This is a genomic window from Nannocystis sp. RBIL2 (genome assembly GCF_026626745.1).
In the GTDB taxonomy this organism is placed as follows: Bacteria; Myxococcota_A; Polyangia; order Nannocystales; family Nannocystaceae; genus Nannocystis.
The window spans coordinates 6,291,050-6,308,025 of record NZ_JAPNJW010000001.1; the positions used below are offsets into that span (position 1 = coordinate 6,291,050).

General features: G+C 68.9%; 2 protein-coding genes. Both read left to right on the forward strand.

Going from position 1 to position 16,976, the window contains the following annotated elements:
• The first annotated feature begins 100 nt into the window (after positions 1–100).
• Positions 101–9,403, forward strand: a complete 9,303-nt coding sequence (locus OV090_RS25085; RefSeq protein ID WP_267706995.1) for a neuraminidase-like domain-containing protein — start codon at positions 101–103, stop codon at positions 9,401–9,403.
• 305 nt (positions 9,404–9,708) lie between these two features.
• Entirely contained in the window at positions 9,709–16,962 is a 7,254-nt protein-coding gene (locus OV090_RS25090) for a SpvB/TcaC N-terminal domain-containing protein (protein WP_267706998.1), read from the forward strand.
• The last annotated feature ends 14 nt before the right edge of the window (positions 16,963–16,976 follow it).

Sequence of the window (16,976 nt, forward strand, 5' to 3'; positions counted from 1 at the left end):
GGGCCTGTCGATCCATCGATCCGGGCTATGGGCGTCGTCTCGGTCCGCCGAGGCACTCGGGGCTATTTTAGCGATGTTGTCAGCTATCCGTGGAATCGTCATGAATTCCTCGTCCTCGACGCCGTTCGCCGGCGTCACCGTTCGCGCCGGCGTGGCGGGGGAGGACGCCAGGGAGTGGTCCGCCGTCTCCGATCCGACCGGGCGTTTCCGCATCGAACTCGACGAGGAGGCGGTCGCGCACCTGCTTGGACAGCGGCGACACCGCGAGCTGACGTTCCGGATGTATTCGGGCTCCGGCCCGCTGTTCCTCGGCAGCCAGAACATCGTCGTATCGACGGCGACGCTGCGCGGCAGCGAAACTCTCACGCTCTCCACCGAGCCCATCACGGGCACGGCGGGCTTCGCGGTCAGCGGATACGTCGTCCAGGCGGACGGCACGCCGGTCAGGGCGACGGTGACGCTGTACCGCAAGGACCTGCGGACCGAGACCTCGCTCGGCTCCGGCACCACCGACGCGACCGGGCGGTTCGTGATCCGCTACACCGTCAGCAGCGGGTTCACCGACCGCGCGGACTTCACGGTGCGACTCGCCGCGGTCGGCATCACCGCGTCGGTCGGACCGATCTGCAACCCGCCGCCCGACCTGGTCGTGCGACTCGTCGAGGGCAACGTCCCATACCGCGGACCGTCGGAATTCGACCTCGACCTCGCCGCCCTGAGCCCGCTCGTCGGCGCCTACTCCTTCGGCAGCATCACCGCCGAGGAGGTCGAGTACCTGCAGTGCCGCAGCGATTACGAGCCCGCGGCGATCGCCCGGCTCGTCCGCGCGCACAGCCTCGGCGGCGGCGTCTCGGCGGCGGCCGCCTACGCGCTCGCGTACGCCGGCCATCCGCTCAACCTGCACGTCCTCGGCGGCCTCAACGACCGGGACATCTCCGCCGCTATCGCCCAGGCCGTCGCCGACAACGTGGTGCCCGCCGCGACCCTCGCTGACGACTCCGCGACGGTAGCTGCGCTCAAGGCCGCCCGCATCGACCGGATGGTGCCCTCGACCACGCCCGAGTCCCAGCCCCTCGGCGCCCTGCTCGTCGCCGCCTCGCTCACCCCGGGCCTGCCGCGGCAATTCGCGGAGGCCTACGCCGCCTTCGTCGGCACCGCCGAAGACTTCTGGTCGTTCCTGCGCACGCGCTTCGGCGACACGGCCGTCGACCGCATCCAGTTCACGCTGCAGGTCGGGGCACTCACGGCGAGCCACCCGCGCCTGGTCAAGCTGCTGCACGAGAAGCGCGACGCCGCCGAGTTCACCCGTGCGGCCGAGCTCGCGCAGTTCGACGCGGCGGACTGGCGCAAGTGGCTCGACGAGACGGTCGACAGTGTCGTGGTCGGCGCCCCCGACGGCGTCCCCGGCAACGATTCCTCTCGCACCCGCGACGCCTACAGCGTGGCGATCGCGGCGATGGTCGAGGACCTGTTCCCCTCCGCGCATTTGGCCTACCGCGTGCCCGCGACGGCGATCACCTCGAACCTCGCCGCGTTCGTGGTCGCGAACCCGGACTTCAGCTTCCTGCGCACCGAACTCGCCGGCTTCTTCCCGACCGCCCAGGGGCGGCCGACCGGCACCGAGGCGCAGGAGACGCTGCGCCGCGACCTCGCGCGGGTGCAGCGGCTCGTCCACATCACGCCGCGCCGCGGCCGGACTGCCCACGTGGTCGCGCTGCTGACCGGCGGGGCCGTGTCGGCGCGGGAGATCCAGCGCATGGGCCTGCCGGTGTTCAAACGCCGCTTCAATCTCGATGACGCGGCCGCGGCGACGATCTACGACAAGGCCGACCAGGTCGCGACCGCGGTGAATCACACCGTCCTGCACATGCGGCCGGAGATGTACGTCGGCAATTTCAAGGTGCTGACGACCCCCGGCTGCGGCGACCCCGACCTCGAGACGCTATTCGGCAGCCTCGACTACTGCTCTTGCAAGCATTGCGAATCGGTGTACGGCGTCGCGGCGTACTTCGTCGACGTCATGCAGTTCGTCCGCGACCGCGGGCAGGGCGTGGGCTCGCTGTTCGCGGCGTTGACCGACCGGCGCCCGGAGCTGGTGCACGTCAAGCTCAACTGCGAGAACTCCGACACGCCGCTGCCGACGATCGACCTCGTCAACGAGATCCTCGAGCGCGAGGCCCGGGTGCCGCTCGGCCTGGCGGCGATCGACTTCGAGAACCCAAACAACTGGCTGCAGACGACCTGGAGCGCCGGCGACCTGGCCGCGCACCCCGAGCATGTCGACGACCAGGTGTACGTCCGTCTCCGCGACGTCACGCGCGCGTACTTCCCGATGACGCTGCCCTTCGACCTGCCGCTCGCCGAGGCGCGCGCGTACTTGCAGAGCCTCGGCGTCGGCCGGGTCGAGCTGCAGGACGTGTTCGAGTTCTGGAGCGCGTTCGCCGAGGACCAGCCGTTCCGGGTCGACGAGCGCCTTGGCCTGTCGCGCGGGCACGGGCGGATCGTCCGCGCCGAGGCCGGGACGAAGACCCTCGAGGAGCACTGGGGCTTCGCCTCCGGCGCCGACTGGGTCGGGCCGATCAACGAGGTCGAGCGCTTCCTCGTCCGCGCCGGCCTCACCTTCCCCGAGCTGCAGGCGCTGCTGCGGACCCGCTTCCTCGACGGCGTCGAGATCGCCTACGACGAGCCCTGCACCCTCGCCGGCGCGCGTCTCATCCCCACCGACGAGCCCACCGAGGACGGCCTCGAGGCCCCCAAACTCGCTGCTCTCCACGTGTTCCTGCGGGTGCGTCGCGCGCTCGGGTGGAGCTTCGCCGAGCTCGACGCGGCCCTCGCGGCCCTGGGCGTCGACCTCACCACCCCCGCTGCCGACCTCGCCGCGCTCGCCCGCCTCGTCCGCGTCCGCCGCCGCTTCCCCCAGCTCCCGCTCGGCGAGGTGCTGTCGTGGTGGGGCCCGCTCGACGACCGCAAACCCGCCGAGGACCTGCGCTCGTACTACGACGAGGTCGTCCGCCCGCGCACCCGCGAGGCTGCGTTCAGAGATTTGACCGGCACGCTCGGCGAGGTGCGCGGCAGCCTGCTCGGCATCCTGCAGATCGACGAGGCCGGCCTGCAGGCGATCTATTCGGCGACCGGGCTCGACGACGTCGACAGCCTCACCCTCCCGAACCTGTCGACGCTCTACCGCGTGGCGTCAATGGCGCGCGCGGTCGGCCTGTCGGTGGTGGACCTGGTCACCCTGACGCGTTACACGCAATCGCTGAACGAGGGCACCCCGGGGCCCTTCGCCGGCGATCCGGACGCGCCGGTGCGCGAGCTGCTCGAGCTGGCAACCGCGGTCAAGCACAGCGGCTTCACCGTCGCGGCGCTCGACTGGATCCTCCGCAACCAGCGGGGAGAGGCGTTCGGCACGAGCGACCTCGACGTCATGCGCACCCTGATCGGCCTGATCACCGCGCTGCAGCAGACCGCCGTCGAACACGCGCAGAGCCTCCCGCCCGCCGAGCTCCCGCCCGCCGAGCGCCTCGAGAAGCTGCTGCTCGCCGTGCACCCGCCTGCGATCGCCCAGGCGGCGCTGCTGTTCGTGCGCAAGGAGAGCAACCCGCCGCCCGGGACCGAGGTTGAGGCCGCGGCGCTCCGCGACGAGCTGCTGCCCTTCCTCGTCGAAGACAGCCCGGCCCACAGCGAGTTCGGCCTCACCTTCGCCAGCCCGACCACGGCGGAGGACCGCGTCGACCTGGCGCTCGCGGCCCTCGCCGCGTGGCTCTGGCAGCAGCGGCGCGAGCATGTGGTGATCCAGCAGCTCGCCGTCGCCCTGAAGCTCGAGCCGGCGGACGTCGCCGACCTGCTCGAGAGCTACGAGGACTCGAACGGGTCGGCGCTGGCGCAGTTCACCGCCGACGCGTTCTTCGCCACGACGGCGTTCGACAGCGAGGCGGACGCCGCGCTGCTCAAGGAGGAGTCGTTCCCGAAACAGTTCGTGACGCGCCCCGTGGTCGACGTCCGGGCCGAGCTCTACCGCCAGCTGCGGAAGATCGCGCTGATCGCCTCGACCTTCCGCTTCTCGCCTGGCCTGCTGCGCTGGTTGCTGACGCACGCCGACAACGCGCTGACGCCGGTGCTCGACCTCGCAAACCTGCCCGCGGACCAGGCCCCGCACGCGCCGATCTACGCCGCCTTCGCCGGGTGGGACTGGCTGCGCCGGGCGATCGTCCTCCGCGACCAGGCGCTCGTCGAACCCGCCGCGTTGCCGGTGCTGCTCGACGCGCTGTTCGCCAGCCCCTACGTCGAGGACACCGCGCTCGCGGCGCTGGCCGCCGCGACCGGCTGGGACGAGGCGACCCTCGACGCCTTCGAGGCCGCCCACCCGCTCACGCAGGCGGACCTGGCCAGCCTCCGCGGCGTCGAGGCCCTGCACGGGGTGTTCCGCGCGTCAGCGCGGATCGGCGCGCAGCCGGCGACCCTGTGGACCTGGGCGGTCACCCCGACCGTCACCGTCGCCCAGGCGGCGGCGATCAAGGGCACCGTGCAGAGCAAGTACAGCGCCCCCGCGTGGATCTCCGCGGCCCAGCCGATCCGCGACAAGCTGCGCGAGCGCCAGCGCGACGCGCTCGTCGACCTCCTCGTGCACGAGCTCGACGGCGTGGAGGACCGCGAGGACCTGTTCGCCAGGCTGCTGACCGACGTCGACATCTCCTGCTGTGGGCGCACCACCCGGCTGTTGTTCACCACCGCCGCGGTCCAGCTGTTCGTCCAGCGCGCGCTGATGGGCCTCGAGGGCCCCGGCATGGCGCTGACGAGCGCCGAGTCCGAGGAATGGGCGTGGATGAAGCGCTTCCGCGTGTGGGAGGCGAACCGCAAGATTTTCCTCTACCCCGAGAACTGGGTCACGCCCGAGCTCCGCGACGACAAGACCCCGCTGTTCCGCCAGCTCGAGGACGACATCTCGAAGTCGGAGGTCACCGCGACCGCGGTCGAGAAAGCCTACGTCCGCTACCTCGAGGGCCTGCACGAGGTCGCGCGCCTCGACATCTGCGGGATGTACCACGAGCTCGAGGAGGACCCGTCGAGCGACGAAGTGCTGGTCGACCGCATGCACATGTTCGGCCGCACCCGCGGCGACCCGTCGAAGGTGTTCTACCGCCAGCGGGTCGACGACGCCTACTGGACCCCGTGGCAGGAGCTGCCGTTCCCGGTCGAGGCGCCGGACGTCCTGCCGGTCGTCGCCTATCGGCGGCTCATGCTGATCTGGCCGAAGATCGAGGTGCGGGCGAAGGAGCCCTCCGACAGCGAACTGAAGGCGACCGAGGATTCGCCGAAGAATCCGAGCAAGTACCGCAAAGTGCGCTTGATGTGGTCGGAGTATCGCGAAGGCGAGTGGGGCGACGTTCGGACGACCGAGACGACGCTCAGGGTCCCCCAGTACGCCAACGCTTCGAGTCCGGAGGACCGACACCGCTACTGGGACGTGTCGCTCACCGCCGAGCGTGACGGCCCGGACCTTCATGTCCGCCCCGCCGTCGCCCGCGCGCTCGGCACGACGACCGAGGTCAAGCACGTACTCATCGACCTCAAAGGGTACTTCCAGTACGACGCCACCACTGGTCGCTTCGAGGTGGAATACGACTCGGTTCCCGAGTTCGACGTGTACAACGACGCCGGCCTCACCAGTGGCTTCCCGATGCCGATCAACACGATCCCGCGGAACCAGGCCTTCGGGCCTCCCGACGGGTACCCGGTCGTCGGCAAAGTTCGGGTGCCGCTCTCGACGAAGCCGAACCAACCATACATGTGGTCGTCGAATCTGATCACGCCGATCCGCGGCTACGAGCTGCAGTTCCCGCGGCAGGACCACGCGCTCGACGCCCGCCACCCGTTCGCGTACGGCGATCGCGATGCCGCCTTCTACATCCGTCCCATCGACCGCGGAGCGGCGATCGACGCCGACGTCAACAAGCAGGACCTCAAGACGCTCGACGAGCTCAGCATCGTCCCGTACATGTCGCACACGACGGAGCACGCCCCGCAGCAGCCGGCGCCGGCGAACCACGGGGTGGTCTTGCAGCTCGCCGGCGGGGAGAACCCGATGGTCCAGCGCAACATGTTGCCCTCACTGGACACCACCGTCGTCGCCGCGCCGACCCACCGCGCCTCGCTGCTCTACCACCCGTTCGCGACCCTGTTCTTGCAGCAGGTACGCCGGCACGGCGTCGAGGGCATCCTCGACCCCGAGGTCGCGGAGCAGGTCGAGGAGCCGGACCTGGTGTACCAGGAGCTGAGCGAGGCGCTGCCGCACCCGTACTTCAACGAGATCGACGCGGTCGCCAAGCCGGCGCCGGTCGAGGACATCGATTTCGACTACAGCGGCGCGTACAGCGTGTACAACTGGGAACTGTTCTTCCACATCCCGATGTACATCGCTGACCGCCTGATGGCGGAGCGGCGCTTCGCCGAGGCGCAGAAGTGGCTGGGCTACGTCTTCAACCCGATCCGCAAGCCCGAGTCGATCGCCGACAGCGAGTGCGACCATTACTGGCGGATCCGGCCGTTCCGCGAGGCGGCCGCGAAGATGTCGATCGACGACCTGCTCGAGCTGCTGCACCACTTCGGCGACGACGACGTCAAGAACACCCAGAAGACCGCGCTCATCGCCCAGATCGCCGCGTGGCGCACCGACCCGTTCGCGCCGCACCACATCGCCCGCATGCGCCCGACCGCGTACATGCGCGCGGTGGTGATGAAGTACCTCGACAACCTGATCGCCTGGGGCGACGACCTGTTCCGCCAGGACACGCGGGAGAGCACCCAGGAGGCGGTCCAGCTCTACATCCTCGCGCTGCAGCTGCTCGGCAAGCGGCCGCGCGAGGTCGACGCCGACGAGCGGCCCGACAAGACCTACGACGAGGCGGCCGGCATCATCGACGACTTCTCGAACTTCCTGGTCTCGCTCGAGAACGACATGATCGACATCACCGGCAAGTGGAAGGGTCTCCCGGTCGACTTCAAGGCGCAGCTCGACTACCAGGCGAACTACCCGAACGACGTCAAGTACGGCTACGTGCCGCCCAAGCCGAAGGGCGGGCCGCTGCTCGGCGTCCCCAAGCCGCGGCCCCGCCCGCACGTCCCGAAGTCGCCGTTCAACCCGCTGCCGCTGTCCGCCGGCGAGCAGGACCCGGTCGAGGGTAGGCTCTACTTCTGCATCCCGCCGAACACGCAACTGCTCGCCTATTGGGACACCGTTGCCGATCGCCTGTTCAAGCTGCGCAACTGCCTCAACCTCGAGGGCATCCGCCGCGACCTCGCGCTGCTCGATCCGCCGATCGACCCCGGGCTGCTGGCCAAGGCCGCCGCGCAGGGCGTCGACATCGCCACGGCGATCAGCAACCTCAACGCGCCGCTGCCGAACTACCGCTTCCTCGTCCACCTCGGCATCGCCAAGGAGTTCGCGGGGCAGGTGGCGGCCCTCGGCGGCGCGCTGCTGCAGGCGCTCGAGAAGCGCGACGGCGAGACCCTCGCGGTGCTCCGCGCGAGCCACGAGCTCGATCTACTGCGCGCGGCCCGGACGGTCCGCCAGCGCGCCGTCGACGAGGCGCGCAAGAACATCGACGCGCTCGAGCTCAGCCGCACGACCGCGGAGAAGCGCGAGACCTACTATCTCACCCGCGAACCGATCAACACGCTCGAGCTCGCCGAGCGCGAGCACATGACCGAAGCGAAGAAGCTCGACAAGCTCGCCGGCGGGTTCAACGTCGCGGCGACCGTCGCGTCCGCGTTCCCCGACGTGACGATCGGCATCTCCGGGTTCTCCGGCAGCCCGGTCGCCACCGCCACGGTCGGCGGCCGGACCGCGGCCGCGATCGCTGGCGGGACCGCCGCGGCGGTCGGCGTCGTCGCCGGCACCCACCGCACCAACGCCGTCATCTCCGGCACCAAGGCGTCGTACAAGCGCCGCGTCGAGGAGTGGGTGTTCCAGGCCCAGCAGGCCCGCGCCGAGATCGACCAGATCGACGGTCAGATCACCGCCGCCCGCATCCGCGAGCAGATCGCGCTCGCGGAGCTCACCAACCACGACTTGCAGGCGGCGCGCTCGGCCGAGGCGCTCGAGGTGATGCAGTCGAAGTACACCAACGAGGAGCTGTACGCGTGGATGTCCGGCGAGCTGAGCAAGCTCCACCACCACGCCTACAAGCTCGCTGTCGACCTCGCACGGCGGAGCGAACGCTGCTACCGCCACGAGATCGCCGACGACAGCACCGACTTCATTCAGTTCGGCCACTGGGACAACCGCCGCCAGGGCCTGCTCGCGGGCGAGCGGCTGGGGCACGACCTGCGGCGCATGGAGGCCGCTTACTATGAGAAGAACCGCCGCGAGTACGAGCTGACCAAGCGGGTCTCGCTCGCCAGCATCGATCCGGTCGCGCTGGTGCAGCTACGGAAGACGGGCGCGTGCCACTTCTTCCTACCGGAGATGCTGTTCGACCTCGACCACCCGAGCCACTTCCACCGCCGGATCAAGATGGTCGGCGTGACGCTCCCGGCGGTCACCGGGCCGTACACCACGCTCGGCGCGACGCTGATCTACGAGTCGGGCGCGTTGCGCCCGGCGCCGGGCGGCCCGTCGCCGGTCGCGTCGGGCCCGGCGCAGGCGTGGGCGATCAGCACCTCGCAGGACGACGCCGGCTTGTTCGAGCCGAACCTCCGCGACGAGCGCTACCTGCCGTTCGAGGGCCGCGGCCTGGTCGACAGCAGCTGGCGCCTCGAGCTGCCCGCCAAGGTGCGGCAGTTCGACTACGAGACGATCTCCGACGTCATCCTGACGATCCGCTACACCGCCCGCGAGGGCGGGAGCGTCTGGGGCGACTCCGTGCAGGACGCGCTCGCCGCTGACGCGCTCGCCGGGTTCACGCGCGCCGACGCGGCCCTGGAGCCCGAGCGCGGCGCCGGTCAGGTGCACATGTACAGCGCGCGCGCCGAGTTCCCGGAGGCCTTCCGCGGCTTCATCGCCGCCGGCTCGGGCGGCGGCGCGGCGACCCTCGAGCTCGACCTCTCCGAGCAGCGCTTCCCACACCCGCAACTGCCGCCGGGCGGGCGCACGATCGAGTTCGTGGCGCTCTTCGTGCGCTGGCCGGCGGACGACGAGGTCGCGCCGGATCCGGGGGGCGACGTGTTCGTCGGCGCCGAGCTGCAGCCGCACGGAGGGGGCGCGACGCTCGGCCTCGAGTTCGGCCCCTACAAGCTCGACGACCCCGGCACGGGGGCCCGGTACAACTACGTCTGGCTCGCCCAGACCGCGACCGACCTCGGCAAGGCGCCGGGCGAGTGGGCCCTGCACGTCCCGGGCGGCTGGCCTGCAGGGAAGGATCCCGAGGACGTGCTCGTGCTCGTCCAGTACACGATCTCGTGAACGTCGACGAGGGCTGGGCCGCCGGTCAGGGCCCCGAGGAGGTGTCTTCTTCGTCGTCAGTCACAAGATGGACCCGGTCCAATCAGTGACGAGCAGGGGAGGGTGGAGTCATGGCAATGAAGCGCGACAATGATGTCTCCGGCGGCCGCATGGCCGATTCCTCGCCAACGCGGAAGAGCGGCGATCAGCCCACGGACAGCGCGGCCCGTCCCAGCGGCCACCGCGCCGGCCCTGGGGCCTCTCCCGCAATCACCAACAGATCGCAAGACACCCGCGAAGGCCCCGGCGCGGCCGCCTCCGCCGGCGTGGGTGTGCAGAGTTCGCAATCCCCCGCCCCCGCGGCGCCGAACCCGTCCCAGCTCGCTCCCTCGATCTCCCTACCCAAGGGGGGCGGCGCCTTAAAAAACATCGGCGACAAGTTCGAGGCCAACGCCTTCAGCGGCAGCGGCGGTATGAGCATTCCGATCGCCGTCTCGCCGGGTCGGGGCCTCTCTCCGACCCTCGCCCTCGGCTACAGCACCGGCGCCGGCAACGGCCCGTTCGGCATGGGCTGGCAGCTCTCGGTCGCATCGATCTCGCGCAAGACCGACAAGGGCTTGCCGACCTACGACGACGCGACCGAGGCCGACACCTTCCTCATCTCCGACGCCGAGGACCTCGTCCCGCTGCTCGAGCAAGACGGCGGCGAGTGGACGCGCAAGGTCTTCACACAAGACGGCCACCGCGTCCACGGCTATCGTCCCCGCGTCGAGGCCGGCTTCGCCCGCATCGAGCGCTGGGTCCACCTCGGCACCGGCGACGTCCACTGGCGCACCTGGTCGCGCGACAACGTGCGCAGCACCTACGGCACCACCCCGGAAACCCGGATCGCCGACCCGGCCAATCCCGCGCGGATCTTCACCTGGCTCATCGACCAGACGGCCGACGACCGCGGCAACCTCGTCCGCTTCGTCTACAAGCAGGAGGACCTCGCCGACGTCGACCTCGAGAGCCTCGAGGAGCACGAGCGCCTCGCCGTCACCCAGGTCCAGGCCCAGCGCTACCTCAAGCGCATCTATTACGGCAACGCCACGCCGTACTTCGAAGGCGGCTGGCACTTCGAGGTCCTCCTCGACTACGGCGAGCACGACGCTTACGGCGTCGAGACCGGCACCTGGCCCGCCCGCCCCGACACCTTCTCAAATTTCCGCGGCTGCTTCGACATCCGCACCCGGCGGCTGTGCCGGCGGATCCTCATGCTCCACCATTTCGAGGAGCTGCCCGTCGATCCGTACCTCGTCGCCGCCACCGAGCTCACCTATTCCGAGAACCCGACCGCCACGCTCCTGACCGCCGCCAGGCACCGTGGCTATGTCTATTCCAGCGGCGCCTATTCCCACAAGGCCTACCCGCCGGTCGAGTTCACCTACAGCGCCGCGCAGATCGATCCGACCCTCCGCCTCGTCGACGCCGACACTTTAAAAGACGTCCCGGGCGCTCTGGGCGGCCGCTTCGAGCTCGTCGACCTCGACGGCGAGGGTTTGCCCGGCCTCCTCACCGAGCAGGCCGGCCACTGGTATTACAAGCGCAACGAGGGAAACGGCACCTTCGGCCCGCTGCGCAGCCTGCCGAGCCTGCCGAGCAACGCTCGCCTCGGCAGCCAGCGCCTCCTCGACCTCAACGGCGACGGCGCCCTCAGCCTCACCAGCTTCTCCGGCCCCGCGCCCGGCTTCTACGAGCGCCCGCTCCCGATGTGCGGCGTCGCGGCCGAGGACTGGCAATCGTTTCGCAGCTTCCGCGCGATCCCCAACATCGACCTCGGCGCCCCCAACGTCCAGCTCCTCGATATCAACGGAGATGGCCTCGCGGACATCCTCGTCTGCGAGGACAATCGATTCATCTGGTACCCCTCCGAGGGCCACAATGGTTACGGCGAGCCGCGCGTCCTCTCGCGTCCGCGCGACGAGCGAGTCGGCCCCCAGCTGATCTGGACCGACCCGCAGCAGGCCATCTATTTCACCGACATGACCGGCGACGGTCTCGCCGACATCGTCCGCGTCCGCAACGGCTCCGTCGTCTACTGGCCCAACCTCGGCTACGGCCGCTTCGGCCGCCAGATCGGCATGCGCGGCGCCCCCGTGTTCGACCGCCCCGACCGCTTCCGCGCCGATCGCCTGCGGATCGGCGACATCGACGGCAGCGGCACCACCGACCTCGTCTACGTCCGCCAGGACGGCGCCCGCGTGTGGCACAACCAGGCCGGCAACAGCTTTTCAAGCGCCGTCCAGGTCGACATCCCGCCGGTCGACAGCCTCTCGTCCGTCCAGCTCGCCGACATCCTGGGAAAGGGCACCGCCGCGCTCGTCTGGTCGACCGACCTGCCGCATCGCCAGGGCACGCATATCGCCTTCGTCGACCTCATGTCGGCGGGCAAGCCCTATTTGATGCTCTCGTCCAAGAACAATATGGGCGCCGAGACCCGGGTCGAATATGCCCCATCGACCAGGTTCTATCTCGAGGACCGCGCCGCCGGTCGGCCGTGGAAGACCCGCCTCCCGTTCCCCACCCACGTCATCGAGCGCGTCGAGGTCCGCGATCACGTCACCGGCCACACCTTTGTCCAAAGGTACCGCTACCACCACGGCTACTTCGACGGCCCCGAGCGCGAGTTCCGCGGCTTCGGCATGGTCGAGACCGAGGACACCGAGTCCTGGGCTGACTACAATTCTCCCAGGCTGTTCCCGACCGGTCACCAGATCGTCGACGAGGAATTGCACAGCCCGCCGGTCTTGACCAAAACCTGGTACCACACCGGCGCCTACCTCGGCGGCACCAGCCTCGCGCACTGCTACGCCAGCGAGTACTACAGCGACAAGACGCTCGAGAACCCCGCCGGCGTCGCCGTCGACCTGCCCGAGACCCTGATCCCCGACGGCCTCACCCCGGTCGAGGCTCGCGAGGCCGTGCGAGCCCTCCGCGGCCGTGCCCTCCGCGTCGAGGTCTACGGCCGCGACGGCACCGAGGAGCAAATCCACCCCTACACCGTCTCCGAGGCCAACTTCGCCGTCCGCCTCCTGCAACCTCGCGGCGACCAGGAGCACGCCGCCTTCCTCGTCCACGACCGCGAGTCGCTCTCCTATCATTATGAGCGCAACCCTGTCGATCCGCGGGTCTCGCAGTCGGCCGTGCTCGAGGTCGACGACTTCGGCAACCCCGTCCGCTCGGTCAGCGTCGCCTACAAGAAGCCCGTCCTCCTCGGCGCTGAAGCCGAGCAGCTCGTCACCAGCATCGTCCTCACCGAGTCCGACCTCCTCAACGTCCACGACCAGCCCGACACCTATCGCCTCGGCGTCCCGGTCGAGCTCCGCACCTACGAGCTCCACGGCCTCGCGGGCGACCCCGCCGATCCCTTCACCCACGCCGAACTGCTCGCCCACGCCGACGCCGCCACCGAGGTCCCCTATCAAGGCCCGGTCCCCGTGGGCACCCAGAAGCGCCTGCTCTCGCGCGCCCAGATCTATTATTATTCCGACGACCTCGCCTCCCGCCTGTCTCTCGGGCAATGTGGCCTCCGCGCCCTGCCCTACGAGACCTTGACCCTCGCCTTCACCCAGGACCACCTCGACGCGGTTTTCCTGAACGGCGAGCTCACGGGCCTCGCCCTCGACACCGAGGGCGGCTACCGCGAGGACGACGGCCTGTGGTGGCGCCCGAGCGGCCGCGTCCTCTTCGACGCCGCCAACTTCTACCGCGTCACCGAGTCGCGCGACATCTTCGGCAACGCGACCACCTTCACGCACGACGCCCACAGCCTCCTGATCGAGGCCGCCGAGGACGCTCTCGGCAACACGCTCAGCGCTCACAACGACTACCGCCTCCTCGCCCCCGACCTCGTCACCGACCCCAACGGTAACCGCCAAGCCGTCGCCTTCGACGCCCTCGGCATGGTCATCAAGACGGCCGTGATGGGCAAGGCCGGCGACAGCGACGGCGACACGCTGACCGACCCGACCGTGGAGATCGAGTACGACCTCGCGGTCATCCCGTCGGTCGTCCACACGATCGTCCGCGAGAACCACGGCGCCGGCAACCTCGCCTTCCAGCACAGCTACGCCTACTCCGGCGGCCTCGGCCAGGTCGTCTTACAAAAGGCCCAGGCCGAGCCCGGCCTCGCGCCCAAGCGCGACGGCAACGGCGACCTCGTGTTCGACGGCGGCGACCTCGTGTTCGAGGACACCACCCCGAACCCGCGCTGGGTCGGCAACGGCCGCGTCATCGTCGACAACAAGGGCAACCCCGTCAAGCAGTACGAACCCTTCTTCGACTCGAGCCCTGCGTACACCGACGAACAGGAGCTCGTCGAATGGGGCGTCACCCCCTTCATCCACTACGACCCGCTCGGCCGCATGGTCCGCACCGACCTGCCCGATGGGACTCTTATTAAAGTGTCCTTCACGCCGTGGCAGCAGGTCGCGCACGACGCCAACGACAACGTCCTCGCCAGCGACTGGTACGCCGAGCGCGCCGCCCTCGTCGGCGGCACGCCGCACAACGACGGCGAGAAGTACGCCGCCCTCCACGCCGAGCCACACGACGGCACCCCCACCACAACACTGCTCGACAACCTCGGCCGTCCCTTCCTCGTCATCGCCGACAACGGCCTCGACGAGAACGACGACCCGCAGAAGTTCGCGACCCGCATCAAGCTCGACATCGAGGGCAACACCCTTGAGGTCAAGGATGCCCGGGGCAACACCGCCGAGACCAACACCTTCGCGCCCGGCGGTCTCCAGCTCAAGACCCATAGCGTCGACGCTGGCACCCGTCTCGCCCTGCCCAACGCTCTGGGCAACCCCCTGCGCGCCTGGGACAGCCGGCAGAACGACCGCCGCTGGACCTACGACGCCCTCAATCGCCCGACGCACGCCTATCTCAAGCACGCGGCCGACCCCGAGGTGCTGCAGCAGCGCATCGTCTATGGCGAGGGCCTCGGCATCAGCGCCGACGCCACCAACCACCGCGGCCAGGTCTACCGCGTCTACGACAGCGCCGGCGTCCTCACCAGCCTCGCCTACGATTTTAAAGGCAACCTCCTCGCCACCGAGCGCCGCCTCGCCGAGGAGTACAAGACCACGCCCGACTGGATCGACCTCGCCACCCTGACCGACCCGGCCCTCATCCACGCCGCCGCCGCGCCCCTGCTCGAGGCCGAGACCTTCACGACATCCTGGACCTACGACGCCCTCAGCCGCGTCCGCACTCAGACCACGCCCGACGCCAGCGTCACCACCCAGACCTTCGGTCTCGGCGGCATGCTGCAGTCCGTCGCCGTCAACGTCCGCGGCGCCGTCACGGCCACGAACATCGTCACCAACATCGACTACAACGCCCGCGGCCAGCGCCTCCTCATCGAGTACGGCAACGGCTCGGCCACTGACTACGAATACGACCCCAAGAATTTCCGCGTCACTCGCATTCACACCGAGCGCCCGCACACCGACCCCGACCTGCGCACCGTCCAGGACCTGCGCTACCACTACGACCCCTCGGGCAACATCGCCCAGATCCGCGACCAGGCTCAGCAGGGCGTCTTCTTCGACAACGCCTATGTCGACCCGACCCAGACGTTCCGCTACGACCCGACCTACCGCCTCGTCGAGGCCACCGGTCGCGAGCACGACGCGCTCCCCATGCCCACCGCCGACGGCTTCGCGCCCATTGCGCATCCGCAGGACACCCAGGCCCAGCGCAACTACAGGCAGGTCTACACCTACGACCCAGTCGGCAACATCACCCAGATGGCTCACCGCGTCCTCGTCGACGACGTCGAGCAGATTGCCTGGCGCCGCGGATACCTCTACGCTTCAGCCGGCAACCGCCTCCTGCGCACCAGCCTCCCCGCCGACGACTTCGACGATCCCGAGAACTACTCCGTCGAGTACGAGCACGACGACCACGGCAACATGACTGCCATGCCCACCATCCCCGGGGGCCTCACCTGGGACGACGACGATCGCCTGCACAGCAGCGACGCCATCGGCGGCGGCATCACCTACTACGTCTACGACGGCGCCGGCCAGCGCGTCCGCAAGGTCACCGTCAACCAGTCGAACTCGACCACCCGCCAGCGCCTCTACTTCGGCAGCTGGGAGACCTACCGCGAACACAAGAACATCAACACGACGAACGACCTCGACCTTGAGCGCGAGACCCTCCACGTCCACGACGACCACGGCCGCGTCTGCCTCATCGAGACCAAGACCGTCGACAGTGGGGCGCCCGTCGTCACCCCGGCCAACGTCGCCCGCTACCAGTACAGCAACCACCTCGGCACCGCCAACCTCGAGCTCGACGACGCCGCCGAGGTCATCAGCTACGAGGAGTTCCACCCCTACGGCACCAGCAGCTACCGCGCCGCCAACAGCGCCATCGAGGTCAGCGCCAAACGCTACCGCTACACCGGCCAGGAACGCGACGAAGAGACCGGCCTCGCGTACCACGGCGCACGCTACTACACGCCTTGGCTCGCCAGGTGGGCAACAGCGGATCCCGCCGGGCTTAGCGACGGACCTGCGAGATTCACGTATGCCCGTGCAAATCCGGTGAAACTGATGGACCGTGGCGGAATGAGCGCCGAACCAGACTTACTGACGCGCGCCTCCGTAACGGCGCGCGCAATGGTCGACTCGGCGTTGGGCCGTCCGGCGGGCGAACCGGAGCATCAGTTCTCCGAACTGAACCGCGCGACGAAAATGATCGGCGCAGCCCCCGACGTGATCGCCGCCGCGCCCGCTGCGCTCGGGAGTGAGCTCGGGTCGGCGATACGAGTCGACATTGACCTGACCGAGAACCGCCGGCTCAAGCGCTCCATCGACGCGATGAAACGCCTAGGCCTACCTGTACGAATGCTGGAGAAGGTGCAACAGAATTACACGGCCTTCAGGGCCTTCGGCGAAGGTAACAAGACCAGTACGGAGATCAACGCGATGTTCCTCACCGAGGACGTATTGGACTCTGGCCAGAGGACGGACGCCGTTCTTAAAGGCCCCAACGGCGTAGTCCCGGCCGCCGACATTGAGACGCTCTATCACGAGTCTACCCACGCGCTACTTGATCTCGAAGCAGGCGACCCGGAGTTCGCGCAGTTCATTGAGACAGGGATAAAACACTACACGGGGGTCACGTTGAAGGATGGATCCAAGGGGACGGACCCATACCGGCTTTTTCAGGAGGCCGTGGCTTCCTACGCAGGAGGCAGAGTCTCAAACGTGCTCAAGGCTGTCAATGAACTTCGCCTCGCCCTCGACGCGCTTCGTGTCGGGCGAATTGAGGTGGCGCGTGATTACGTCAAGAAGGCGGGGGCGTGGATGCAGAAAACGGTCGCAGCGGCACCGTACGAATTCCACGGCGGCAGCCAGGTGTACTCGGCAAAGGATCTCACTCCAGAGATGAAAGACTTCATCGATCGTAAAATTCTTGACGGTCTGTCACGCAATATGGAGGACTACCCCGCACATAGGGAGTACCTCCACCGGATCGAATCGGAAATCAAGAGCCAATCGTCCAAATCATCTCGATGAGGGGAGGATGAAGC